Consider the following 23,982-nt stretch of genomic DNA (forward strand, 5'->3'; position numbering starts at 1 on the left):
AACATCTGGGCGAGGGCCCGGACGCGGCGATCCCTGCGGTAGCCGTGTGACGCACGGAGGATGGCATGACGGTGTTCGCATGTGCGCGCTGTGGTGCCACGCTGACCGTGCCGGTGTCGCAGGTTCCGCTTCCCGCCCACGCCGACGCCCACGCCCACCGGCACTTCGGCCACGAGCTGCTCGGCGTGCTGATGGAGCCCGGAACGTACGCGGTGCGCCCCCACGCCTATGGACCACCGCACCGCCTCTGGGACGAGGTCGGTGAGGTCGAGGCGGCCGCGCGTGGCGTGTACGCGCCGGTGTATTCGGTGCCGTACGGGCCGACGGGTGTCGTCGCGGTCGCGACGGGCGACATCCGGGAGACCGTCTTCATAGCGGACCGCCTGGTCGGCTGCTACGGGCTGGACGGCCGGGCCGGACCCAACATGGCCTGTGCGCGGTGCGGCACCGCGGTGGCGGCCTACGTCGACGACTGCGAGTGCTGGCAGGCCGTGTGGCTGGACCCGCGGGCGGTCCGGGGCTTGCCCGGCGAACCGGCGACCGACCCGCCGGTCGACTGGGAGACGCTGCGACGCCGCAGGCCCGGAACACCTCTGGTCAGGCCGGACGGCCGCTGGGACTCGCGGTGGGAGGCCGCCGCCGGGATCGGGCTGGCCCATCTGCTGGCCGTGTCCGGCGGGGCCCCGGTGATCGTCCCGGACGGCCCGGTCGCCGACGTGTTCCGTCGACCGCTTGACGCGCTGCTCCCACCGGGACCGCTGGCCCGGACCCTGGCCCTGGCCGGACCGGGCCTGCCTGCGGTGTCGGCTGACATCGCGCTCGTGCCGCAGCATCCGCGGACCGGCGAGCACTGGCCGCAGGTCGGGGCGGCCGCTGTGGTGCCGCTTGCCTGGGACATGTGGGCGATTCTGGCCTTTCCTCGCGACCGCAGGCTTGTTCGGGGAGGCGGCTCGTTGCGTGACGAGATCCATCGCGACGACCCGTCGGCGCTGCTGCCGGCACGGCCCTTCAGCCTGGACCGGAGTCTGTTCGTGTACACGCTGGCCCGGCTGCCCGAGGTCCGCCTGCCGTGGCTGCGCGCGATCTACGACCGCATGAACCTCGGGTACGTTCGGGATCCTTTTTAGACAGTCACGGGTCGTCGGCTGAGCTGCTGTCCGGTGAGTGGCATGGCAGGCATTGCGGTGCATCCGTCTCGCCCGGCGGCTCCGACTAGCTGCGGGGTGGCAGTGGCACGGCCGGGCGGACCGCGGTGAACTGAGCGTGCTCATAGCGGGTCGCGGCGAGCAGGAGCAGCCATTCGTCGCAGCCCTGCCACGGGTAGAGGTCGGCGGCGCCGCCGCGTACCACCCTGGGTCCGTCTCCTGTGCGCGGGCGGGCATCCGCTGGGGCGCCCACGAACCCGGGAAGCCACACGTCGGTGCAGATCTCGTTCGCCGAGCCCATCGCGGCCAGCCCGAAGGCGTTCTCGGCGGCGGCCGTCCGCTGCTCATCGCCGAAGTCGTCGAGCAGCAGGTCCTCGCCGGGCTTCCCGTCGCCGTAGAAGGTCAAGGTGGTGGTGCCGGCCCGGGCCGCGTACTCCCACTCAGCCTCGCTCGGCAGCCTGAACGGCAGCGCCTCGAGCAGATCGTCCAGGTCGTCTTCGAGCCGGGCCGTGCCGGAGTCCGCGTTGGCGTAGTCGTCGTAGTACTCGGGCAGCCAGTGCCGGACCTGCGCGACCGTCAACGGGTGCCGGGCGATCAGGAACGGTTCGACCCGCACCTCGCGTACCGGCTGGGCAGCCCCGGCGCTGGCGAAGAACGGCTCAAGTGTGTCCTCGGTTCCTCCGGCGCGCTCGATTGCGCGGACCGCCGCGAGTTCCGCCTCTGACAGACCCATGCGGAAGATCCCGCCCGGCACCGCCCGAAAGATCACGCCGGACGGAATGTGCCGCTGGGCCGGCCGCCCGGCCACGATCTCCTCAGTCCACATGGCGCCGAACGCTAGCAGCCCGGCCGCACAGGCTGGGCGAGCACGAGGCGACGCCGGCACTGTGCACCCGCTCGAGGCAGCCAATACCGCCAGCGCGAGTTGCAGCAGCCCAGCGAACAACCGTGACGGCCGTACCAGCTACTCGCGGGTGTCTGCCCGGCCGATCAGGCCCTTTCACACAGGCGTGAAGCCGACCCGCGTCATTTGTGATCACGCGGCGGTGGTGGAGCCGGTGCCAGTCGCGGGTCGCAGGATCGCCGCATCAGCCGCGACCGGCCGACCTCCTCGGTGAAGCCCCAGTTCCGGTAGAACGGCATGAGCTCGGGTTGGCAGACGAGCTCGATGCTGCGCACACCGGCCAACCTGGGATGGTCGACGATCGCGTCGAGCAGCACGCGGCCGATACCTGAGCCGCGGGCGTGAGACGCGACGATCACGTCGAGTACGCAGGCCAGGTAGACGCCGTCCGTGAGGACGCGGGCGAATCCCACGAGGCGGTCGGTCGACCGTTCGACGAGGGCGAAGACCAGGTCGGAGGCGGTCAACATCGCTGCCACATCGTCGGGGCGGCGGCCCGCCGTCCACCATTCGGCGGCGAACAGTTCCATCAACTGCGCCAGGCGCTCACTCTCGACAGAGAGTCTGACCTCGACGTCCACGAGCTCCATCGCTTCAGCCTGCCTTGCCGGCACGGCCCTCGGGCCAGTCGTCGGACGCGATCCGGTAGACCACGCTGGGTGAGCCGCTCGCGTCCGGTCTCGTGCCTGAGCGCACCCCGCCGATCTTCTCCACCGCCCGCCGCGAGCGTACGTTCGTCGGCCCGACCAGGAAGACGACGGTGTCGACGAACCTGAAGGCGTGGTGGAGCATCAGGTGTTTCAGCTCGCCGTTGTAGGCGCCGCCCCAGTGGGAGCGTGCGAGGAACGTCCAGCCGATCTCGATCTCGCGGCGCTGTGCGTCGTGGCCGTGGTAGCGGGACGTCCCGATGAGGCGGTGGTCGCGGGCGTCGACGACCGCGAGCGCGCCGCCGCAGGAGAGCGCGTCGAGGAAGAACCGCCGGAAGACGTCATGCTGGTGCCGGTCCTGCTGCGGGTGCTGGGCCCACAGCAGCGGATCGGCGGCGACGGCGTACAGGCCGTCGAAGTCGGCCTCGCGCAGCGGCCTGGCGTGGACGAGTGCACCGGTCAGGGTGGGCTGGGCATCGAACATGGGCGTGACTCCGATCGACCGCTGTCGGGCATAGAGCGCCGTCGCGCGATGTTCGGGCTCGACATCGGACTTTACTGCGATGAGGATGTTCGCGTGTCCGAGATTGCCGATGAAAGAGGCGCACTGATGAGTTCTTCAGCGCTGCACCAGATACCTTCGCAGCGGCCTGAACCGGCCGGTGCGCACCCGCTGGCCCGGCTCAGTGCTGAGGAGATGCGCCAGGCCCGTGCCGTGCTGAGTGCCGCCGGGCTGGTCCAGGAGAGCACCCGGTTCACGTATGTGGGCCTGGAGGAGCCGGTCAAGGGCGAGGTGCTCGACAGCGGCGGTGCGCTGGTGCCGCGGCGGGCCCGGGTGATCCTGCTGGACGTCGCGACCGGGGTGGCGACCGACACGGTGGTGTCGCTGTCCAAGGGCGAGGTGGACAGCCGGCGGGTGCTGGACCCGGTCCGGGACGGTCAGCCGGCGATCATGCTGGAGGAGTACATCGCGGCCGACGAGATCGTCAAGGCGGACGCGGGCTGGCAGGCGGCGATGGCGCGGCGCGGCATCACCGACCTGGACCTGGTGTGTCCGTGTCCGCTGTCGGCGGGTGCGGCGACCAAGCCGGACGAGCAGGGTCGGCGGATGGTGCGGGTGCTGTCGTTCGTGCGCCACCGCGAGGCCGACCACCCGTGGGCGCACCCGGTCGACGGCGTGGTGGCCTACGTCGACCTGACGCAGCGGCGGGTGATCGAGCTGATCGACGACGTGCTGCTGCCGGTGCCGGCCGAGGAGCACAACCACGACGACCCGGCCTATGTCGGCCCGCTGCGTACCACGCTGAAGCCGATCGAGATCACCCAGCCGGAGGGGCCGAGCTTCTCCGTCGACGACGACGTGGTCAGCTGGGAGGGCTGGAAGTTCCGGATCGGGTTCGACGCCCGCGAGGGCCTGACCCTGCACCAGCTGTCGCTCAACGGCCGCGACGTGATCTACCGGGCGAGCATCGCCGAGATGGTGGTGCCGTACGCGGACCCGTCGCCGGCGCGGTGGTGGCAGAACTACTTCGACGCGGGCGAGTACAGCCTGGGGGCGCAGGTCAACGCGTTGCAGCTGGGCTGCGACTGCCTCGGTGAGATCCACTATTTCGACGCGGTGGTCGCCGACGACCTGGGGGAGCCGCAGCCGCGGCCGAACGCGATCTGCATGCACGAGGAGGACTTCGGGGTGCTGTGGAAGCACACCGACCTGTTCACCGGCTCGTCGGAGACGCGCCGGCAGCGGCGGCTGGTGATCTCGTTCTTCGTGACGGTCGGCAACTACGACTACGGCTTCTACTGGTACCTGTACCTGGACGGCACGATCGAGTTGGAGTGCAAGGCGACCGGTGTCATGTTCACCTCGTCGTACGTGCCGGGCAGCCCGTTCGCCGACGAGGTCGCGCCGGGGCTGGGCGGGCCGTACCACCAGCACATGTGGTGCGCCCGGCTGGACATGACCGTCGACGGCGTCGCCAACACGGTCAACGAGGTGCAGTTGCAGCGGCTGCCGGTCGGGCCGGACAACCCGCACGGCAACGCGTTCACGAAGCTGGTGACGCCGGTGGAGCGCGAGTCGCAGGGCGCGAGGATGGCCGAGCCGGCCAGCGCCCGCGCCTGGCACGTGGTGAACCCGGCCAAGCACAACCGGCTGGGCCAGCCGGTCGGCTATGCGCTGTACCCGCAGGGCCAGCCGGTGCTGGCCGCGGATCCGACGGCGTCGATCTCGCAGCGGGCGGCGTTCGCGACGCACCACCTGTGGGTGACCCGCTACGACCCGGCGGAGCGTTACCCGTCGGGGGACCTGCCGAACCAGCACGCCGGCGGCACGGGGCTGCCCGCGTGGACGGCACAGGACCGGGACCTGACGGCGACCGACGTGGTGCTGTGGCACACGTTCGGCCTGACGCACTTCCCGCGTACCGAGGACTGGCCGGTGATGCCGGTGGACCGGGCCGGGTTCACGCTCAAGCCGGTCGGTTTCTTCGACCGCAACCCGACGCTGGACGTGCCCGCCTCGACGGCGTCGCACTGCGCCTCACCGGCGGCCGAGGGGGACAGCGGCGGCTGCTGCTCGTCCTGAACAGGGCGTAAGGATGGGGCGGACGCGTCGGCGTCCGCCCCATCCTTTACATCTGTGGCCCCCCGTGGGGCGCGGCTCATTCCGCCGGGCCGCCCTTGCCGATCCGCTCGTACACGGCGGGCTGCGCCGAGCGCAGCACCAGGCCCCAGGCGGCGCCGAGCACGACGGCGACACCGACCAGGCCCGGCAGGATGTAGCGCAGCGGCGAGTCTGCCTCGGCGCCCAGCATCGCGTCGGAGTTCACGATCGTCATGACGGTGATCGCGCCGAGGGCGAGGGTGGCCAGCACCGGGGCGATGGTGCGCTGCCAGAGCGTCTCGGCGCCGGAGTGCCGGTTGAGGTACGCCAGCACTGCGACCGACGTGCCGACCATGAGCACGAGCAGGCCGACGGCCGAGACGTAGGACAGCCAGGTGAACAGTTCCATCACCGGGTCGCGTTCGAGCGCGGCGAACACGGCCACGACGATGACGGCCAGGATCGTCTGCAGCAGCGAGCCGACGAACGGCGCGGAGGTGCGCCGGCCGGTGCGGGCCAGGACGGCGGGCAGCACCTTCTCGCGTCCGGCGGCGAACAGGTACCGGGCGACGGTGTTGTGGAACGACAGCAGCGCGGCGAACACGCTGGTGAGCAGGAGCAGGTTCGCGATGTTGGCGACGGTGTCGCCGAAGTGCGCGGCCATCAGTGAGAACGGCAGGCCCGCGGCGGGGTCCTGGGCCTGGGCGACGACGTTGTCGGGGCCCGCGCCGACGGTCAGAGCCCACGCCGACAGCGCGTACAGGACACCGGTGATGGCGATGGCGACGTACAGGGCCCGGGCGACGGTGCGGCGGGGGTCCTTGGCCTCCTCGGCGTAGTCGCCGGCGCTTTCGAAGCCCGCGAACGCGGCCACGGTGAAGGCGAGCACGCCGCCGATGGCGGGGCCGAACAGGTTGCCCGGGTCGAGGCCGTCGAAGGTGACGGTGCCGCCGGCGGGGTTGGTGAGCGCGCCGAAGTCGAACAGGACGACGGCCGCGACCTCGGCGATGAGCAGTACGGCGAGGACCTTGGCGTTGAGGTCGACGCGCAGCAGGCCCAGGATCGCGACCAGGGCGAGCGCGGCCAGTGCCCATACCCACCAGGCAAGTGCGGGGCCGCCGTTGGCCTCGACGAACCCGCCGAGCGCGGCGCCGAACAGGCCGTAGAGGCCGATCTGGATGGCGTTGTATGCCAGCAGGGCCACGAACGAGGCGCCGACCCCCAGCGCCCCGCCGAGTCCCTGTGACACGTAGGCGTAGAAGACGCCCGCGTTGACGACATGACGGCTCATCGCGGCGTAGCCGACGGCGAACAGCGCCAGTGCGGCGGCGACGAGCGGGAACGCCAGCGGCACGCCGACCGAGCCGGTGACGGCGAACGTCGCGACGACGCCGCCGGCGAGGACGGTCATCGGGGCGCTGGCCGAGACGGTGAAGAAGACCAGCGAGCTGGTGCTGAGCCGGCGGCGGGCCAGGCCCAGGTCGGCGGGGGCCAGCATGGGCGGTAAGGGCGACGAAGCGCCCGAGGGGATCGCGGCTCCCCGTGTCTGTTCAGAGGTGCTCATGGTTCCTCTAGTCCTGGTTTCGGGGTGAACGGTCGGTGCATAGTAATGCGTGCAGGTACATGGATCAATACATGTAACGCTTCGTTAATGTAGTTCGCTAAGGTCTATGTCTGAGCAGTTGAACGGATCGGTGATGTCCACTAGCCTTTCCAATTTGCACAGACGAGAGCATGCATCGCGGCATGCGGAAACGATCCCCCCGCCGAGTAGTGATCACCTAGGATCCCCATGTCGACTTTCTCCGTCTCGGACAGGTTCGCCGTGGCCGACGAACTGTTTCTCATCGGCCACCACGAATACACCGGCAAGCGGCACGCGGGCGACGAGGTGTTCGGTCTCGGCCTTGCCGCCGCCGTGCTGATCGAGCTCGGCTGGCAGCGCGCGATCGCGCTGGAGGAGGGCGCGGTGCTCGTGCGCACCACGCCCACGTTCACCGGTGACCCGGTCCTCGACCATGTGCTCGGCAAGGTCGCCGGCCAGGAGCCCGTCACCCATCCGGCCGCGTCGTGGATCGACTACCTGCGCGAGGACCTGTATCTGCTGGTCGCCGAACGGCTCAAGCGACAGGCGGTGATCGAGGAGGTCCAGCGCGGCGTGCTCAGCCGGCAGAGCCGCCTGGTGGCGGTCAACCCGTTCACCGCGGCGCGGCCGCGCTCGCTGATGCTGGGCGTGCTGCGCGACCCGCCGGGCCGCCGGCAGGCGCCGGCCGACGCCCACTACGCCGTGCTGGCGGGGCTGGTCGCGGCGATGGAGATGTGGGAGGCGATCCCCACGGTCGGGCCGGACGAGGCGGCGTACAACTCTGCTCTGCTGCTCGACCGGATGCACCCCGCCGAACAGGCGATCATCAAGGGTGTGTCGACGACGAAGGCGGCCCTGGCCCGGCGGGTGCGCCGCTGACCATCAGGGCCCGGAGGGGTGCCGTCGCGCGGCCATCGACAAGTGGCGCTGTTATACCATGATGATCTTCGTGAGTTGATCGAAGAGCCACTGGTGCCGCGAGAGAGGCTGCCTCGTGAGTGCCCCGCCGTCCGTGTTGACCCGGCTCACCGGCCAACTGGGCCGGATCACACTCAACCGGCCGCGGGCCATCAACGCGCTGACCACCGAGATGGTCACGATCATGCAGCAGGCCCTCGACCTGTGGGCCGCCTCCGACCGGGTCCGGACGGTGCTGGTCACCGGCGCCGGTCATCGCGGGCTGTGTGCGGGCGGCGACATCCGCGCGATCCACGCCGACGCGGTGTCCGGCGGCAGCAGGTCACTGGAGTTCTGGGCCCGCGAGTACCGGCTCAACGCCACCATCGCCCGATACCGCAAACCGATCGTGGCCTGGATGGACGGCCTGGTGATGGGCGGCGGCATCGGCATCTCCGCACACGCCGGCGTACGGATCGTCACCGAACGCTCCCGGCTGGCGATGCCGGAGGTGGGCATCGGCTTCCACCCCGACGTCGGCGGCAGCTGGCTGCTGTCGCACGCACCCGGGCAGGTCGGCACACACCTGGCCCTGACCGGGGCGTCGATCGGGGCCGCCGACGCCGTCCACGCCGGGCTCGCCGACCACATCGTGCCTGCCGATCGGCTGCCACGGCTGGCCGCGGCGCTGGCCGGCGCCGACGCCGCCAGTGCCGTGGCCTCGCACGCGCTCGCCGTGCCGGAGGGCGAACTGGCCGCAGGCCGGGAGTGGATCGACCGGTGCTACGCCGCCGACTCCGTATCCGAGATCCTCGACCGGCTGCGATCCGACCCTGCCCCGGCGGCGCGCGCGGCAGCCGCAGAGATCGCCGCCAAGTCACCGACCGCGCTGGTGGTCACCCTGCGCTCGCTGCGCACCGCGGCCGGGCTGCCGTCGCTGGAAGCCGCGCTGGAGCAGGAGTACCGGCTGTCGGCGGCCATGCTGAGATCGGTGGACTTCGCCGAAGGGGTACGCGCCCAGATCATCGACAAGGATCGCAACCCGCACTGGAAGCCGGCCGACCTCGCCGGTGTCGACGTCGACACGATCGCCGGCTACTTCGCTCCCACGGCCGAGGACCTCGACCTTCGCGGGTGAAAGCGATGATCGTGGTCGAAGGCAAGGAGCCGAGTCGGGCGACCCCGTGTCGACTGGCCGGCTGTGCGCGGTGAACCGCTGCGGTCACGGGGCTAACGGCGGCCGCGTATCGCTCTGCGGTGTGCTTCGACGAGGTGGCGCTGGGAGTACGCCTTGTAGTACCACGGGTACTCGTACACCCGATGGTTCGTGGCCTCGAACTGCTCGCCCGCCTGTTCCCACATGCCGGCTTCGCAGAGTGCGAACGTGAGCAGGCTGCGATCGTGCAGCGCCAGGGCATGGGTGTGTGGGCCCTCGGACTGCCAGCGGCGCAGCACGACGGCCAGGTCGTCGCGCACGTCCGGCCGCTTCCAGAAGGCGGCGGCATCCTCGCTCTCCACCAGCGCGTACTCGATGTGTGCCTGAATGATCTGCACCACCAGCGGGGAGCCGGCGGGCGCGGTGTCGGCGACGTTGCGGGCGAATGCATACATCTGCTCATGAGAGCCATGCCATTTGGCGCACAGATACTGCAAGGCGGCGTTGTGACCCAGGCGGTCATGGGGTGCGCACGCCCGCAGGCCGTCCCACCGGCGGTTGAATTCGTCCAGCCCTTCCTGCTGCCCGACGGCCAGCCACAAGGCGGCCACCCACGCAACGGGCTCGCCCGGGTTGACGGCGAGCGCGCGGGCGGACGCCTGCGCCGCCTCGTCGAGGATGCGATGGAACTGCTGGAACGCCTCCGCGGCGGTGTACCTGGCGAACCTGCCGCCACGGGCCAGCCAGGCACGCTGTACGAGTGCCCAGCTCTGCAGCGTCAGTGCCTCGGGCGCATCCGGCTCGTCGGCCAGCCACTTGTCGAGCCAACGGCCGTCAGCGGCAGCAGCGGCAGCGAAGGTGTTGAACTGAGTGCCTCGCCGATCGGCGTCGACCTCCTGGCGCAGCAGGCGGGCGACCGGCTGCCACTCGCTGCTGACATCGGCCAGATCCCGCACAGCGGCGAGTTCGGCGTCATCCATGGCGAGGTCGGTGACGGTGGTGACGTGCGGTCGCCGTGACAGGAGACGATCGAGGAAGAACATGGCCAGAGGTTAGAGCAAGATCTTCCTCGGCGGGACCCGGCCCGGCGGCCTGCTGCGACGTGCACGGTGTTGCCAGAATCGGCGGTATGGGTTTACGGGCGCGATGGTCAGCCATCGTCGGTCGCCTGCCGTCCTCCTACGCCGAAGCGTTCGCCGCAGGTTACGCGCGTGCGGCGTTCCGCAGAGCGAGCCGGCCGCGGGCGACTGCCGCTCTGGTCCAGGCCGCCGAAGAGATGTCGGCCAAGGGCGAACACGCCATGGCGGAGGCCCTGTACCGCAGAGCGGCAGAAGCCGGGGACCGCCGGGCGGTCGTGAAGCTGGTCAACTGGCCTGGTGTACGGGAGGACCCCGCTGCGATGGAGGCCGTGTATCGGGCGGCGATCGCGGCCGGGGACGTCGAGTCGGTCGCGTCCTTGGCGGCGCTGCGCGCCCGGCAGGGCGACACGGCCGAAGCTCGCGCGCTTTCATGGTGGCCGTCGAATGCGGCAGCGTCAGCGCGTTGACGATGTATGCGGCCTTCCTGCGCAATCACGGCGAACCCGGCGAGCTCGGTGAGGCGATCGAGCATCACCGCAGTCAGGTGGCGGCCGGCGACACCGGTGCTCTGCCGATCCTCGGCGCGCTCCTGCTGAAGGTGCCGCATGGACAGGTCGAGGCGGAGGCCGTGCTGCGTCACGGTGCCGCGCTGTTGGACAACCGGTGCCGATGCCTGCTCGCTGCGCTGCTGTTGGACCGGGGCGCAACCGGTGGAGCAGCTGAGCTGGTCCGGCGGGTGCGCGCCACCGGTGACGACCTGGTGCGTGGCTACGCCGAGCGGCTCGCGGAGGAGTACGAGCTGCCCTCGTGATCTCCCGGGGACCGACAGCAGCACGCGCTCTACGCGAGGGGACTGGTGCGGTGAAGTCCTCGAGTGGCGGCCGCAAGGGCCGATGACCTGCCCCGGCATCGCGACCACCGTATGATCCCAACGGCGTCCTGCGCGCCGTATGGGGCAGTGCGCGAATTCGAGAGCGCGGACTTGTCGAGGCAATTCCGAAGCGGGCTGCGGACGTTCGGCGCTTGACCCGACAGGAAAGGGCGGACCGGTGACGACAGTTCGGCCGTCGTGCACGACCCGTTCGAGCGACGATGGCCGCTCGCCTGGAGGCTCCGGGTTGAGTTTGACGCAGGGGTTCGCCGACGAATTCGAAAGACTTCTGCATTGGCGGCGCGACGTTCGCCACTTCGCGAGCGAGCCCATCAGCGACGAGCTGGTCGAACACCTGCTCGATCTGGCATGCCTGGCCCCGTCGGTCGGCAACTCTCAGCCTTGGCGGTTCGTGTCTGTCGATGAGGCCCGACACCGCAGCGCGGTTGTCGCGAATTTCTCGGCTGCCAACGCCGATGCCTTGAAGGGCTACGAAGGCGAGCGGGCCGAACTTTATGCGAACCTGAAGCTCGCGGGATTGAGTGAGGCCCCACGCCAGTTCGCCGTCTTCTGTGATGAGGACACGAGCCAGGGGCATGGCTTGGGCAGCAGGACGATGCCGGAGATGCTGCGGTATTCGACTGCTCTTGCCGTGCACACGTTGTGGCTGGCAGCGCGGGCGCATGACATCGGTGTCGGCTGGGTGTCGATCATCGATCCGGATCGGATGGCCGACGATCTCGACGTACCGAGGCATTGGAAGCTCGTGGCGTATCTGTGTCTCGGCCGGTCCTTGGACGAGTCCGCGACTCCCGAGTTGGAGCGAGTCGGCTGGCAGGCGCGGAGCAACGTCTGTCGGCAGGTGATCTACCGGTAGCGTGGAGAAGCTCGGACGACAGTCTCGGTATCTGTTTCAGCCGGTCCGCCAGGCAGCACCCATGATCGACGTTAGCGGATGGTTGCCGCGCCGAGCGTGGTGCGTCAGTGCCGGGCGGTGTCACCGCAGAATCGGGCGCCGGTGGCGCGGCTGGTCTGAACCCCGCCGGCCACCGACGCCCGGATCATGCTCGGCGCATGGCCGGTGCGGCCACGCCGCCGTGGCGACGGACGTCGGGTTCGCCGCCTTCACCAGGCCGAGCGCCGGAACCAGAGCGCTGGCACCGACGAGCGTGGTCGATTCCGCGGTGATCGGAGTGCGCGACGGCGAGGTGCCGCCGGCTGAGGCTGTACCGGTCGCCTCGACGATCGCCGTCGTCGGCTGCGACACCGGGATGTGCCACTCGACCGGGTATTTGCCGACGCGGCACGTCTGCACGCCGAGTAGTTCGGCAGCCACCGTCCCACCAGCACGGTGATCGGCGTGGTCGATCTAGCCTTGCCGCTTCAACTCGTGGAGATCGCCGCGATCGCCGTGCTGGTAGATCACGAGAATCATCTCGGATTTAGCGACGCCCCATCAGCGCCCAACCTCGCTGACCTCGCTAACACCGCTCCGTCGCCGACTGCGACCGACCTGCTGGTCACGCACGCCATGATCCAGACGACCTTGCGTAGGCCGCCTGTCCCGCGAAGGGGCCGGGCGGCCCTGTCCGTGTGCCCGCAGGCAGCTCGCGCAGCGAAGTCGGTACAACGCACCGCGGTCGGCCGGTCAAGCGGCAGCGCGGACTATGACTCGTTCCGGGCTGGGTGCTCGTCAGCGCAAGACGCCGAGCTGTTCGAAGGTGTGGGGCACTAGCGAATCGATTCGCCCGGCGAGGATCTTCTGCAACCATTCCGGGTCGGCGAGGAGGGCACGGCCGACGGCGACGAGATCGAATTCGTCGCGTTCGAGGCGGTCCAGCAGCTTCTCGACGCCGGCGACCCGAGCTTCCTTCCCGCCTTGCTGCGTCGCGATGACATCTTCGCTGAGACCCACGGAACCGACGGTGATGGTCGGCTTGCCGGTGAGCTTCTTCGCCCACCCGGCCATGTTGAGGTCGGAGCCGTCGAACTCCGGGAGCCAGTAACGCCGGGTGGAGGCGTGGAAGGCGTCCACCCCGGCTTCCGCGAGCGGCGTCAGGATGGCTTCGAGTTGCTCAGGGGTCTCGGCGAGCCGGGCGCCATAGTTGTCGGCCTTCCACTGTGAGGACCGGAACACGATCGGGAAGTCAGGGGCGACGGCCTTGCGGCAGGCGGCCACGACTTCAGCGGCGAAACGGGTTCTGGAGGCCAGATCGCCGCCGTACCGGTCGTTGCGGCGGTTGGTGTGTGCCCAGAGGAACTGGTCGATCAGGTAGCCGTGACCGGCGTGTAGTTCGATGCCGTCGAAGCCGAGGCGTTCGGCAGTGCTGGCAGCGTCGGCGTAGGCGGCGACCACCGCGTCCACGTCGTCCTGGGTCATCGACTTGCCTGACAGGCTGCCGTCCAGGCCGATCCCGGAGGGGCCCATCGGGACGGCTTCGGGGAAGGGCGGAGCGCCGGCGGGACGGACCATGCCGACGTGCCAGAGCTGGGGGATGATTTTTCCACCCGCACGGTGGACTTCCGCCGCCACATGTGCCCAGGCCGCCAGGGCTTTCTCTCCGTGGAATCGCGGCACTCGGTCGCTGTCACCCGCGGAGGGGTGGTCGATGTAAGTGCCCTCGGTGATGATCAGGCCCACTCCGCCGGCCGCCCGGCGTGCGTAGTACCGCGCCACATCGGTACCCGGGACACCGCCGGGCGAGAATTCACGAGTCATCGGTGCCATGACGATGCGATTCTCCACGGTGAGGCTGCCGATGGTCATGGGGCGCTGGAAGATCTGGCTTGTGCGGAGGGCAGCACTGGACGGGATCACAGAGAAACTCCTTGCTCGCGCCTTCGCGCGATGCGCGAGGCGGTCGTGGGCCATTGCAATCGCACGTGTCAGACCTGCGATGACACGAGATATGGTTGCGATGCAAAGCTAAAAGCTGACGTGGATGTCAGAGGCAAGTGACGTGACAGGGGTCACGTAGGAGGCGTTGATGCGCATCGGTGAACTCGCCGCTCGTGCCGGTGTGAGCGTGCGGGCACTGCGCTACTACGAGGAGCAGAACCTGCTCGCTTCCCAACGCAGCTCCAGCGGTCAGCGGCATTATCCGGACAGCGCGGTCGACCGCGTTCGACTGATTCAGCAGCTGTACCTGGCAGGAATGACGAGCAGGACCATTGTGGGCCTGCTGCCGTCTTTCGAGACGGGCAAGGTGGTACCGGCGATGCTCGACCAGCTGTCGGCCGAGCACAAACGCATCGACACGGAGATCAGCGGGCTCGTGGGTGCCCGCGACCGACTCGAGGCCATCATTACCAGGGCCACCGCCGCAGGGAATGCGGGGCAGCCCTGTCACGACGAGTCGGTCGACCTCTCCGCAAGGCTCGGCCAGCCACACGTACCACGCCATCATCTTCAGGGTGGCCATCACCGTGGCCCCGTCGAGCAGCAACCGCGGCCGGTCGCGGCCGGGCACCCGCAGCGGAGCGGCGAGGAAGGCCCAGCCCATCGTGGCAAGTCCTGACCATCGCCAGCGGCGCGTGCCCGGCCGCCTGGCTTGGCACGACTTACGGCCGCCGGCCACCCAGGGGCAGCGGTGGACCGCCCAGTAGCGCACATGGGCTACTTGATCAACTGGTTCCCGGCACGCGCAAAGCGCCGATCCGATGATCCGGACCAGCTTTCTGACCTGCACATTTACCCTGTCGGGCTGGCTGGATTCGAACCGACGATCCCTTGACCCCCAGGTTGTTGCAAGAGCCCGTTAAATAGCGAGGTCACCCGGTTTTGGCGGAGGTGGGGCCGAGTCGGCCGGTGTGTTGGTAGCGGGCCAGGCGCCGGGTCATGACGATGGCCATGGCCCACTGGACCATCGCGGCGTGGTGTTCGGGGTGGCGTTCGTAGTCGCGGACGGTGCGCCGGTACCGGGTGATCCAGGCCAGGGTTCGTTCCACGACCCATCAGACATGCCGGACTCGGCACCGGCCGTCACGGCTGCCTCGGCGAGTTCCTGGAGAACCGCCAGCGCGGTATACGGCTAGTTGCCGGAAGGGCTGGCCGACCCCGCGAGGGCCCGGCTGCGCCGGTCCCACCAGGAGGCGAAGTAGCGGGCGGACAGTCCGTGGATGAGGATGCTCAGGCTGATCACGACCACGACGACGTCGGCGACCCAGTCCGCATCCAGGCCCGACAGCTGCTCCAGGGCGATGATGCCCAGCACCATGCTGTCCAGGCCGCGTGGCCCCCAGAACCCCAGTGCCCAGCGTTCCCGCCATGGCACGTGGCTACCGAGCAGTGACAGCGCCACCGGCAGCATCCTGACCAGCGTCAGTGACAGGAACGCGTACACGAAGACCCGCCACTCCAGGCCGTCCATGAACGCGGGCACGATCAGGGACCCGAACACGAACCACACGGCCGCCGACAGGACCAGCGCCGCGTCCGACACGGTCTGCAGCGTGGCACGTGGCATGTGCGGTGCGGTGGCGCGGGCGGCCAGCCCGGCCACGAACGCGGCGACGAAGCCGTTGCCGTGCAGGACCTCGCCCATCGCGAACGCGGTGATCGCCACCGCGAGCAGTCCTACTCGTTCGGCTTCCTCGGTGCTCCAGCCTCGCTGGCGGGCGATGGTGAGCAGTCTGGCCCCGCCGTATCCGGTGATCAGGCCCGCGACGAGCGCGATGAGCAGTTCCAGTAGCACGCTCTCCAGGTCGTCGGTGCCGATCGCGCCGGCGAGTAGCAGCAGGACCAGCGGTGCGGCAATGCCGTCGTCGAGGCCGCTGACGACGGTGATGGTGTGGCGCATGCCGGCGGGCAGGCGCCGGTCGTGCAGCAGCGGCAGGATCGGGGTGGAGTCGGTGGCGGCGAGTACGGCGGCGCAGATGGCGCAGACCCACCAGCCGGCGCCGGGCAGCAGGGGGACGCCGGCGGCGAAGCCGAGCAGCACGGTGAGCGGGAAGGCGATGAACAGCATGCGCATGGGTACGCGGCCGGTTTCGCGCAGCCAGCGCATGCTGATGTCGGTGGCGTCGGTGAACAGGACCAGGGCGAGCGTGATCTCGATGAGGTGGCGCACGACGGGGCCGGTGACCTCGACGTTGACCAGGGGGTGGGTGCCGTTGGTGAGGATGAGGCCGGCGGCGGCCATGGCGATGGGCACGGTGACGCTGTAGCGCTGCGCCGGTCGGGCGACTATGGCCCAGATGACCAGGACCAGGCCGAGCATCAGTACGGCGAGCACGGGCGACTCCTCACCCTGCCCATTCTGAGGGACTTAGTCCCTTTTGTGGTGGGAAGTCGGTGAGGACCCGCGCCCGGAGCCGCCGGGGCCGCCCGCCGCCGATCCGTGGATGCGGACTCCCGCGGGCAGCGGCAGCGGCAGGAACATGCGGACGTCGTCGAAGCGGAGTGAGTCCACCGCGACGGCGTTGGGCAGGACGCCCCACGTGCGGAAGCCGCAGGCTTCGTACAGCGCGATCGCGCCGTGGTTGTTGCCGCGTACGCCCAGGGTGATCACCTCCATCCCGGCGTCGGTGCAGGCGTCGACCAGGGCGCGGACCAGCCGCTTGCCGAGTCCGAGGCCGCGGGCGTCCGGATGGGCCATCACCTTGGTCAGTTTCGCGACGTGGCCCACGGGTCCGGGCGGTCCGGCCGACCACGCCCCGAGTGCTTCGACGCGCGAGTCGACCCGCGCCACGACGAGGCCGCCACGTTCTGTGCCCGCGGTCTGCAGGATCGCGTCGAGCCACGCGTCGGTTTGCTCGCGCGAAGGCACCTGCAGCCAGCCGATCGCCCCGCCCTGCTCGACGACGGCCGCGATCACCCGATGGCATTCGCCGCGCAGCTGCTCGTCGGCCCGGGTGGGCCAGTCGAGGCGGACCGCGGCGGCGCCGTGAAGATCATTACGCATGTGCGGGATTGTCCAGTACGCGAGCAGCCCGGCCAAGGTTCGATCGCGCGGACGGCACGTCCCGTCCGCGCCCAGCCGGCAGCCGCCGACGACCCGAGTGCTGTTAGTTCGGCTTTACAACGAACATTTACGGATGTCACCATGTCGGGCACGTGCCGACCGGCCCGGTCCCGGTCGCGATACGCGTACCGAGGAGTTGAACGCGCCTTGTCCCCGACGGCGGATGCCGCGCGCGTGGCCGCCGCCCGCGCCGGTGACCGGCATGCCCTGGAGTCCCTGCTCGGCGATCACCTGCCACTGGTGTACGCGGTGGTCCGCCGCGCCCTGGGCGCCGACCCCGACGTCGACGACGTGGTGCAGGAGACGATGCTGCGCGCGGTGCGGCACCTGCGCGGGCTGCGCGACGCCGACGGGTTCAAGGCGTGGCTGGTGTCGATCGCGGTCAGCCAGATCCAGGAACGCGCGCGCCGCCTGGCCCGCCATCGTGCCCGCGCGGCCCAGCCGATCGACCCCGGTGTCGACGAGCCCTCCGACCCCGGCGCCGACGTCGCCGCCCTCGCCGAGGACCGCGTCGACCTGGACCGCGAGCTGCGCCTGATCGCGCAGGCGACCGGGTTCCTCAGTCCGGCCGAGCGGCAGATCCTGGCGCTGTGGTCGCAGGAGGTCGCCGGGGCGATGACCCGTGCCGAGGTCGCGGCGGCGCTGTCGCTGAGCCCGGCGCACACCGCCGTCCGGGTCCAGCGCATGCGGGCCCGCCTCGACCTGGCGCTGACGGTGCTGCGGGCGCTGCGCGCGACGCCGCACTGCCCCGGCCTGGGTGAGGCGGCCGCGGCGTGGGACCGCACCGCCGAGCCGCGCTGGCTCAAACGGCTCGGCCGGCACGTGGCCGGCTGCGAGGCGTGCCTGCTCGCGGGTCGCCGTGGCGTCCCGGCGGTGCGGGTGCTTGCCCTTCCGTGGCTGCTGCCGGTGCCCGCGTTCCTGGCCGGACGGCTTCCGGAGATCGTCGCGTCGACGTCGGGCGGGGGCCTGGGCACGGTTGCCGTCGCCGCCGACGCGGTCCGCCGTGTGGTCGGATACCTCAACATGAAGGTCGTCGGCACCGCAGGCGTCGGGGTCGCCGCGGCCACCGCCGCGGTGCTGGCCGTCTCCGGCACCACGCCACCGGCGGGCGCGCCGCCGACACCCGGCCCGCCGCAGGCCGCGCCCGCGCCCGGCGCCGCACCTGCTTCGCCGGCCACGCGGTCGCCGTCGCCGTCCGTGCCGCCTGCGGCGGCCCGGCACGTGGTGACGGCCGAGGGTGTCACCAGCGCGGACATCTACGTCGCGGCCGACGGCGACGACACCGGGCCGGGCACCGCCGCCCGGCCCTATGCCACCCTGGCCAGAGCCGTGCAGGTGGTGCAGCCGGGGCAGGTCGTCGCGCTGCGCGCGGGCACCTACCGCCCGACCGCGACCGTCGCGATCACCACCAGCGGGACCGAGAGTCGCCGCATCACGCTCAGCAACCTGGTCGGCGAGCGTCCCGTGATCGACGGCTCCGCGCTGCCCGGCGGCCAGTGGCTGATCACCCAGACCGGCGGGTACTGGACCGTGCAGGGCCTGGAGATGCGCAACGCGCCCAGCCACGCCTACGTGTGCCGGGCCTGCCGCGCCAACGTGTTCCGCAGGCTGTGGCTGCACGACAACGGCGACACCGCGCTGACCCTGCGCGATGCGGGCACGCAGGGCAACCAGGTCCTCGACAGCGACTTCGCCCGCAACCACGACACCGTCGACCGCGGGGGCAGCGCCGACGGCTTGGCGATCAAGAACGGCGCCGGGGCGGGCAACGTCGTACGCGGGTGCCGGTTCGCCGAGAACTCCGGCGACGGCCTGGACCTGAGCAACTTCACCGACCCGGTGACGGTCGTCGGCAACTGGGCCTACGGCAACGGCCACAACAGGTGGGACATCGCCGCGTTCAACGGCCCCGGCAACGGTCTGAAACTCGGCGGCGGCGCACCCGCCCCGGCGGTCGCGCACGTCGTGGTCGACAACGCGTCCTGGGACAACGCAGGGTACGGGTTCACCGAGGCCAGCAACCCGGGGCGGCTCACGGTCACCAACAACACCGCCTTCCGCAACGGCGGCACCGGGTTCGCGTTCGCTTACTCCTCGGCGCGGCTGCGCAACAACCTGGCCCTGGCCAACGGCCGCGACGTCCAGGTCGGCGGCGGCGTCGACGACGCGGACAACTCGTGGGGCCAGGACGGCTGGGCGACCACGGTGCTGCGCAGCGGCGACCCGGCCACCGCCCGTGGCGAACGCGCCCCCTCCGGCGGGCTGCCGGCGACGACGTTCCTGCTCAACCGCAAGGACAAGACGATGGGCGCGTCGATGACCGCGGGCGGAGCCGTTCCGCCGCCCGCGTGACCGAACGAGTTCACGTGCCCAGCGGGAACTCGCACACGGTGCGCCAAGGGCTGTGGTCCGGTGTTCCGGCGATGAGCCGGACCACCTCGACGGTCGTCCGGATCGGCAGCTGCGCCGAGACCGCCTCCGCGGCGTTCGCCAGCACCGGCCGCGCGGCGTCGTGACCGATCGTCAGGTGCGGCACCACTTCCGCGTGCGTTCCGCCGTACGGAGGCGCCTGCGGAAAACAGCGCCACACCGCTGCGGTGAGGTCTCGGAACAGCTGATCCGGCTGCGGTGCGAGCCAGACGACGGTGTCGCCGAACCAGTCCACACGGGTCAGCCAGACATCGGATCGTGGCACCGCTGCGACGATGTCGCGTACGGTCGCGAGCACCGTCTCGTCGACCTGTTCCGGTGGCAGGAACGGGTACAGCACGGTCACGTGCGCGGGCACGCCCCAGGCAGCGGCGCGGTCCAGCGAGGCGCGGAACCGCCCGACTGCCGGCTCGGCGTCAGGTATAGGCACGATGAGCGCAGTCTGGGTAGGTTCCATCGCCGCAGTCTGCGACCACGACAGCGACTCCGCCAACAGGTTTCCGCCCCGAAGCCCAGCAGCGCCCGACAGCACGCCACAGGGGATGTCTGCGCCGGTCAGGCCGTGGTGCCGGGCGGAGACTTGAGCATCGTGGCGGCGGCGGGGACGTGGCCGCCGCGCCCGGCCCGCAGTGCGCCGGCCGCCATGCGGACCAGGTCGACGGTGACGCCCGCGGCACCGCTCGGGTCGTGGACCTTGAGTTTGATGTCGAGGCTGACCGACGTCTCGCCCCAGCCCTGCGCCTCGATGTTGAGGTAGGCGACCTTCTCCGAGCGCAGGTTCGCGATGTGCCCGATCGGGGCCATCTCGATCCTGCCTGCGGTGGACTGGTCCGAGCCCAGGGCGTTGAGCTTCGACTGCTTCTTGCTGCCGCCGTTGCTCGCCAGGTTGCGGATGTCCTCGGTGCCGCCCAGGTTGACCTGGTAGGAGCTCGTCAGAGTGAGCCCGCGCTCCTCCAGCAGGCGCAGCAGCGTCTTGTGCACGATCGAGGTGCCGAACTGGCTGGTCAGGTCATCGCCGAGCAGTGGCAGGCCCGCGGCCTCGAACTGCTCGATCCACTGCGGGTCGCGGGCGACGACGTCGGAGGTCGTGTTGATGAACGCCGCCCCGGCGCGCAGAGCCGCCTCGGCGTAGGCGCGGGCGACCTCGGGCCGGCCCGACGGTGCGGAATACAGCACGACCTCCGCTCCGGCGAGCGCGCCGGCGACGCGGTCGACCTCGCTCGCGTCGGTCAGGCCCCGCTGCACCCGGACGCCGGAGGGCGGCAGTTCGGCGGCAATACGCGGAAAGTTGTTGGGAGCCAAGAAGATCGCGTCGCAGAGGTCTTGACCCACCTTTGCGTCGGAGACGGCGAACGCGGCCACGAAGTCGATGTCGCCGACACCGAGCCCGTCGACCTCGGGACGGCAGATGCCGACCAGGCTGCCGGTGGCGCGGTGGAACGCGATCCCCTGGACGAGGGCCGAGACGTTGTTGCCCACCCCGACGACGGCGACCCTGGCTCTTTCGATCATGGGATGAGGTTAGCGCGCCATCGGCGAGCGCCGGTCTGCGTGGCCTGGCCGCCCGCCCGCCGTGGAGCGGCCCGCACCGTCGGGGGCGTCCGATCGGTGTTCCGGCAGCGCCTGGCGTAGGTGTCCAAGGTGCGCGGACTTTGTCGGGACGGGCGAGAAAATTCGCGCCCGTTCCTGTTATCGCGCCCGACGCCGTGCCGTCTTCATATCGAAACAGGGGCCGATCCGGCATCGCAGCGGGTGCGCCACGCGACGCGACACCGGGGCCCGACCGTTGGAGAAGGAGGAACAGCAGTGCCAGGCAAACCGACAAGAGCGAGGCTGTGGCTGGCCGTCGTGCTCGCGATCGCCGCGCAGGGCGCAGCGTCGGCGATGACACCGTCGCCCGCCCAGGCAGCACCCGCCACCGGCGTCGCGTATCAGCTGGTGGTGACCAAGAGCGGTAAGTGCATCGACGTGCCGGGAGCGTCATCGGCCAACGGCGCGCTGCTGCAGCAGTGGGGCTGCACGGCGAACTCGCCGTGGCAGCAGTTCCGCCTGACCGCGGTCGGGTCGAACTACCAGCTGGTCAACGTCAGCAGCAGCAAGTGCGTCGACGTTCCCGACTGGTCGACGGCGTCGGGTGTGCAGTTGCAGCAGTACGGGTGCGTGTCCAGTCAGGCCAACCAGCAGTGGCGCCTGGCGGCCAGTGGTACGAACACGTACCAGATCATCAGCATGCACTCGGGGCTGTGCATCAGCCTCAAGGACGCCTCGACCGCCAACGGTGCCGCGATCATCCAGGAGACCTGTACCGCCAACACCAACAAGCAGTGGGCCTTCACCGGTGTCGGCAGCGGCACCGGCGCGACCGTCGCCGCCGACGGCACCGGCCAGTACACCACCGTGCAGGCCGCCGTCGACGCCGCACCCGCCAACAGCTCCGCCCGCCAGGTCATCACCATCAAGGCCGGCACCTACCGGGAGATCGTCACCATCCCGTCCAACAAACCCAACCTCACCCTGCAGGGTCTGGGCGGATCGGCGGGCAACACCGTCATCGTCAACAACCACAGCTCCGCCGGTGGATGGGGCACCTCCGGCAGCGCGACCGTGTTCGTCAACGGCCGCGACTTCCGCGCCGTGAACCTGACCATCGCCAACGACTACGGCGAAGGCAGCCAGGCCGTCGCCGCGAACCTCAACGGCGACCGGGCCGTGTTCGACAACGTCCGGTTCCTCGGCAACCAGGACACGCTGCTGCTCAACAACTACCGCGCCTACATCGTCAACTCGTACGTCGAAGGCACCGTCGACTTCATCTTCGGCGGCGGCACCGCGGTGTTCAACGCCAGCACCATCCACGAGAAGCGCACCAGCGGCGGCCCGATCACCGCGGCCCGCACCGACCCGGCCAACGCCTACGGCATCCTCGTCTACCGCTGCACGATCACCGGCACGGCCAACGGCGTCACCCAGCTCGGCCGTCCCTGGGGGCCTGCCGCGCAGGTGCTGTTCCGCGAATCGAACCTGTCCGCGACCATCCGCACCGCCCAGCCGTGGACCGACATGTCCGGCAACACGTGGCAGAACGCGCGGTTCCTCGAATACCGCAACACCGGCTCCGGCGCGGGCACCAACAGCAACCGGCCGCAACTGTCGGATGCCGCCGCCCCGAACTACAGCCCGCAGAAGTACCTCGCCGGCACCGACGGCTGGAACCCGGTCGGCTGACCCCTAGGAGAAGAGCAATGAACAAGATCAGAACCAGGCGGCGGTACGCCCTCGCGACGCTCGCCGCGACCATGCTCGCCGCCCTCGTCGCCCTGCCGTCCTCACCCGCCCAGGCAGCACCCGCCACCGGTGTGGCATACCAGCTGGTGGTGACCAAGAGCGGCAAGTGCATCGACGTGCCGGGGGCGTCGTCGGCCAACGGCGCGCTGCTGCAGCAGTGGGGCTGCACGGCGAACTCGCCGTGGCAGCAGTTCCGCCTGACCGCGGTCGGCTCGAACTACCAGCTGGTCAACGTCAGCAGCAGCAAGTGCATCGACATCCCCGACTGGTCCACGGCCTCCGGGGTGCAGTTGCAGCAGTACGGGTGCGTGTCCAGTCAGGCCAACCAGCAGTGGCGCCTGGTGGCGAGCGGCACGAACACGTACCAGATCATCAGCGTGCACTCGGGGCTGTGCGTCAGCCTCAAGGACGCCTCGACCGCCAACGGCGCGCAGATCATCCAGGAGACGTGCACCGCCAACACCAACAAGCAGTGGGCGTTCACCAGCGTCGGCGGGCGTACGTGGTCCAACAGCCCCGACGGATTCGCCTCGACCGGCGGCGGCACCACCGGCGGCGCGGCCGGCGCGACCGTCACCGTCAGCACCCTCGCCGACCTGCAGCGCTACGTCACCGCGACCGAGCCGTACGTCATCCGGGTCAGCGGCGCGATCACCGTCACGCCCAAGGGCACCGAGCTGCGCGTCGCCTCGAACAAGACCATCGTCGGGGTCGGGACCAGCGGCCACATCGTCGGCGGCGGATTCTTCCTCGGCACCGGCGTGCGCAACGTCATCATCCGCAACCTGACCATCCGCGACACGCAGATGGCCGACGACGACCCCGACGACAAGGTGTACGACTACGACGGGATCCAGATGGACACCGCCGACCATGTGTGGATCGACCACAACACGATCACGCGGATGAACGACGGGCTGATCGACAGCCGCAAGGACACCAGTTACCTGACGATCTCCTGGAACGTGCTGTCGAGCAACAACAAGGCGTTCGGCATCGGCTGGACCGACAACGTCACCGCCCGCATGACGATCCACCACAACTGGATCAAGGACACCAACCAGCGCAACCCCAGCACCGACAACGTCGCGTACGCCCACCTGTACAACAACTACCTGCAAAACGTCACCTCATACGGCAACTACGCCCGCGGCGCGACGAAGATGGTGCTGGAGAACAGCTACTTCGAGAACGTGAAGGACCCGTTCTACCCCGACTCGACGGCGCAGCTGCGCCAGAGCGGCAGCATCATGGTCAACTGCACCGGCAAGCAGCAGACGCTGGGGTCGGCGTTCACGCCGAGCAGCTTCTACGCCTACACCCTCGACGCGGCCGCCGACGTGCCGAACCTGCTCGGCACCTACGCCGGGCCGCAGGCCAACATCGGCTGACGGGCTGTCGTGGGGGCGGGCGGCGCC

General features: G+C 70.0%; 23 protein-coding genes. 11 read left to right on the forward strand and 12 right to left on the reverse strand.

Going from position 1 to position 23,982, the window contains the following annotated elements; translation table 11 throughout:
• Nucleotides 1-65 precede the first annotated feature (65 nt).
• Nucleotides 66-1,127: a hypothetical protein gene (locus tag F9C41_RS35255; RefSeq protein ID WP_155391169.1), complete on the forward strand. Its 1,062-nt coding sequence runs from the start codon at nucleotides 66-68 to the stop codon at nucleotides 1,125-1,127.
• Nucleotides 1,128-1,212: 85 nt separating this feature from the next.
• On the opposite strand, the gene F9C41_RS35260 is transcribed toward F9C41_RS35255, so the two are convergent.
• The 3 genes from F9C41_RS35260 to F9C41_RS35270 all read right to left on the reverse strand — a co-directional run bounded on the left by F9C41_RS35260 (nucleotide 1,213) and on the right by F9C41_RS35270 (nucleotide 3,180).
• On the reverse strand, nucleotides 1,213-1,971 hold the full coding sequence (locus F9C41_RS35260; protein WP_155391170.1) for a formylglycine-generating enzyme family protein: 759 nt from the start codon (nucleotides 1,969-1,971) through the stop codon (nucleotides 1,213-1,215).
• A gap of 200 nt (nucleotides 1,972-2,171) precedes the next feature.
• Nucleotides 2,172-2,639 (reverse strand): GNAT family N-acetyltransferase, encoded by a 468-nt coding sequence (locus F9C41_RS35265; protein ID WP_155391171.1) that lies wholly within the window; start codon nucleotides 2,637-2,639, stop codon nucleotides 2,172-2,174.
• A 4-nt stretch (nucleotides 2,640-2,643) separates the two neighbouring features.
• Nucleotides 2,644-3,180 carry a GNAT family N-acetyltransferase gene (locus tag F9C41_RS35270; protein ID WP_155391172.1) on the reverse strand — a complete coding sequence of 179 codons (537 nt, stop codon included), beginning with the start codon at nucleotides 3,178-3,180 and terminating at the stop codon, nucleotides 2,644-2,646.
• Between the two features lie 126 nt (nucleotides 3,181-3,306).
• On the opposite strand from F9C41_RS35270, the gene F9C41_RS35275 reads away from it, so the two are divergent.
• Nucleotides 3,307-5,280 (forward strand): primary-amine oxidase, encoded by a 1,974-nt coding sequence (locus F9C41_RS35275; RefSeq protein WP_155391173.1) that lies wholly within the window; start codon nucleotides 3,307-3,309, stop codon nucleotides 5,278-5,280.
• Nucleotides 5,281-5,356: 76 nt separating this feature from the next.
• On the opposite strand, the gene F9C41_RS35280 is transcribed toward F9C41_RS35275, so the two are convergent.
• On the reverse strand, nucleotides 5,357-6,796 hold the full coding sequence (locus F9C41_RS35280; protein ID WP_155391174.1) for an APC family permease: 1,440 nt from the start codon (nucleotides 6,794-6,796) through the stop codon (nucleotides 5,357-5,359).
• A 294-nt stretch (nucleotides 6,797-7,090) separates the two neighbouring features.
• Between F9C41_RS35280 and F9C41_RS35285 the strand changes: the two genes are divergently transcribed.
• Together F9C41_RS35285 and F9C41_RS35290 are read left to right on the forward strand one after the other, a co-directional pair.
• Nucleotides 7,091-7,762 (forward strand): GOLPH3/VPS74 family protein, encoded by a 672-nt coding sequence (locus tag F9C41_RS35285; RefSeq protein ID WP_155391175.1) that lies wholly within the window; start codon nucleotides 7,091-7,093, stop codon nucleotides 7,760-7,762.
• A 115-nt stretch (nucleotides 7,763-7,877) separates the two neighbouring features.
• Complete coding sequence (locus F9C41_RS35290) at nucleotides 7,878-8,918, forward strand: enoyl-CoA hydratase/isomerase family protein (RefSeq protein WP_155391176.1); 1,041 nt, start codon at nucleotides 7,878-7,880, stop codon at nucleotides 8,916-8,918.
• 92 nt (nucleotides 8,919-9,010) lie between these two features.
• Here F9C41_RS35290 and F9C41_RS35295 read toward each other — a convergent pair whose 3' ends face one another.
• Entirely contained in the window at nucleotides 9,011-9,979 is a 969-nt protein-coding gene (locus F9C41_RS35295) for a hypothetical protein (RefSeq protein WP_155391177.1), read from the reverse strand.
• Nucleotides 9,980-10,065: 86 nt separating this feature from the next.
• Between F9C41_RS35295 and F9C41_RS35300 the strand changes: the two genes are divergently transcribed.
• From F9C41_RS35300 to bluB, 3 genes are all read left to right on the forward strand, one after another.
• Nucleotides 10,066-10,482, forward strand: a complete 417-nt coding sequence (locus F9C41_RS35300) for a hypothetical protein (RefSeq protein ID WP_155391178.1) — start codon at nucleotides 10,066-10,068, stop codon at nucleotides 10,480-10,482.
• A complete protein-coding gene (locus tag F9C41_RS35305) occupies nucleotides 10,446-10,826 on the forward strand; it encodes a hypothetical protein (protein WP_155391179.1) in 381 nt (126 codons plus the stop codon). The genes F9C41_RS35300 and F9C41_RS35305 overlap by 37 nt, the downstream gene beginning before the upstream one ends.
• Nucleotides 10,827-11,133: 307 nt before the next feature.
• A complete protein-coding gene (gene bluB / locus F9C41_RS35310) occupies nucleotides 11,134-11,763 on the forward strand; it encodes a 5,6-dimethylbenzimidazole synthase (protein WP_230690240.1) in 630 nt (209 codons plus the stop codon).
• Nucleotides 11,764-11,883: 120 nt separating this feature from the next.
• Here the strand turns inward: bluB and F9C41_RS35315 are convergent, their stop codons facing one another.
• Both F9C41_RS35315 and F9C41_RS35320 read right to left on the reverse strand, forming a co-directional pair.
• On the reverse strand, nucleotides 11,884-12,201 hold the full coding sequence (locus tag F9C41_RS35315) for a hypothetical protein (RefSeq protein ID WP_155391181.1): 318 nt from the start codon (nucleotides 12,199-12,201) through the stop codon (nucleotides 11,884-11,886).
• 378 nt (nucleotides 12,202-12,579) lie between these two features.
• A complete protein-coding gene (locus F9C41_RS35320; RefSeq protein WP_230690241.1) occupies nucleotides 12,580-13,704 on the reverse strand; it encodes an NADH:flavin oxidoreductase in 1,125 nt (374 codons plus the stop codon).
• A 169-nt stretch (nucleotides 13,705-13,873) separates the two neighbouring features.
• Between F9C41_RS35320 and F9C41_RS42080 the strand changes: the two genes are divergently transcribed.
• Nucleotides 13,874-14,404, forward strand: coding sequence for a MerR family transcriptional regulator (locus F9C41_RS42080; RefSeq protein ID WP_155391183.1), 531 nt, complete (start codon nucleotides 13,874-13,876; stop codon nucleotides 14,402-14,404).
• 253 nt (nucleotides 14,405-14,657) lie between these two features.
• Here F9C41_RS42080 and F9C41_RS35330 read toward each other — a convergent pair whose 3' ends face one another.
• The 3 genes from F9C41_RS35330 to F9C41_RS35340 all read right to left on the reverse strand — a co-directional run bounded on the left by F9C41_RS35330 (nucleotide 14,658) and on the right by F9C41_RS35340 (nucleotide 16,789).
• Nucleotides 14,658-14,834, reverse strand: a complete 177-nt coding sequence (locus F9C41_RS35330) for a transposase (RefSeq protein WP_155391184.1) — start codon at nucleotides 14,832-14,834, stop codon at nucleotides 14,658-14,660.
• Nucleotides 14,835-14,917: 83 nt separating this feature from the next.
• Nucleotides 14,918-16,120: a cation:proton antiporter gene (locus F9C41_RS35335; RefSeq protein WP_155391185.1), complete on the reverse strand. Its 1,203-nt coding sequence runs from the start codon at nucleotides 16,118-16,120 to the stop codon at nucleotides 14,918-14,920.
• Between the two features lie 33 nt (nucleotides 16,121-16,153).
• Complete coding sequence (locus F9C41_RS35340; protein WP_155391186.1) at nucleotides 16,154-16,789, reverse strand: GNAT family N-acetyltransferase; 636 nt, start codon at nucleotides 16,787-16,789, stop codon at nucleotides 16,154-16,156.
• A 207-nt stretch (nucleotides 16,790-16,996) separates the two neighbouring features.
• On the opposite strand from F9C41_RS35340, the gene F9C41_RS35345 reads away from it, so the two are divergent.
• Complete coding sequence (locus tag F9C41_RS35345; protein WP_230690242.1) at nucleotides 16,997-19,201, forward strand: sigma-70 family RNA polymerase sigma factor; 2,205 nt, start codon at nucleotides 16,997-16,999, stop codon at nucleotides 19,199-19,201.
• A 10-nt stretch (nucleotides 19,202-19,211) separates the two neighbouring features.
• On the opposite strand, the gene F9C41_RS35350 is transcribed toward F9C41_RS35345, so the two are convergent.
• Complete coding sequence (locus F9C41_RS35350) at nucleotides 19,212-19,736, reverse strand: 2'-5' RNA ligase family protein (RefSeq protein ID WP_155391188.1); 525 nt, start codon at nucleotides 19,734-19,736, stop codon at nucleotides 19,212-19,214.
• Between the two features lie 98 nt (nucleotides 19,737-19,834).
• A complete protein-coding gene (locus F9C41_RS35355) occupies nucleotides 19,835-20,791 on the reverse strand; it encodes an inositol-3-phosphate synthase (RefSeq protein ID WP_155391189.1) in 957 nt (318 codons plus the stop codon).
• A gap of 294 nt (nucleotides 20,792-21,085) precedes the next feature.
• Here F9C41_RS35355 and F9C41_RS35360 point away from each other — a divergent pair, with 294 nt between their 5' ends.
• Nucleotides 21,086-22,504 (forward strand): pectinesterase family protein, encoded by a 1,419-nt coding sequence (locus F9C41_RS35360; protein WP_230690243.1) that lies wholly within the window; start codon nucleotides 21,086-21,088, stop codon nucleotides 22,502-22,504.
• A 17-nt stretch (nucleotides 22,505-22,521) separates the two neighbouring features.
• Nucleotides 22,522-23,955, forward strand: coding sequence for an RICIN domain-containing protein (locus F9C41_RS35365; protein ID WP_155391190.1), 1,434 nt, complete (start codon nucleotides 22,522-22,524; stop codon nucleotides 23,953-23,955).
• The last annotated feature ends 27 nt before the right edge of the window (nucleotides 23,956-23,982 follow it).

The sequence above is a fragment of the Catellatospora paridis genome (genome assembly GCF_009720365.1).
Taxonomy (GTDB): Bacteria; Actinomycetota; Actinomycetes; order Mycobacteriales; family Micromonosporaceae; genus Catellatospora; species Catellatospora paridis.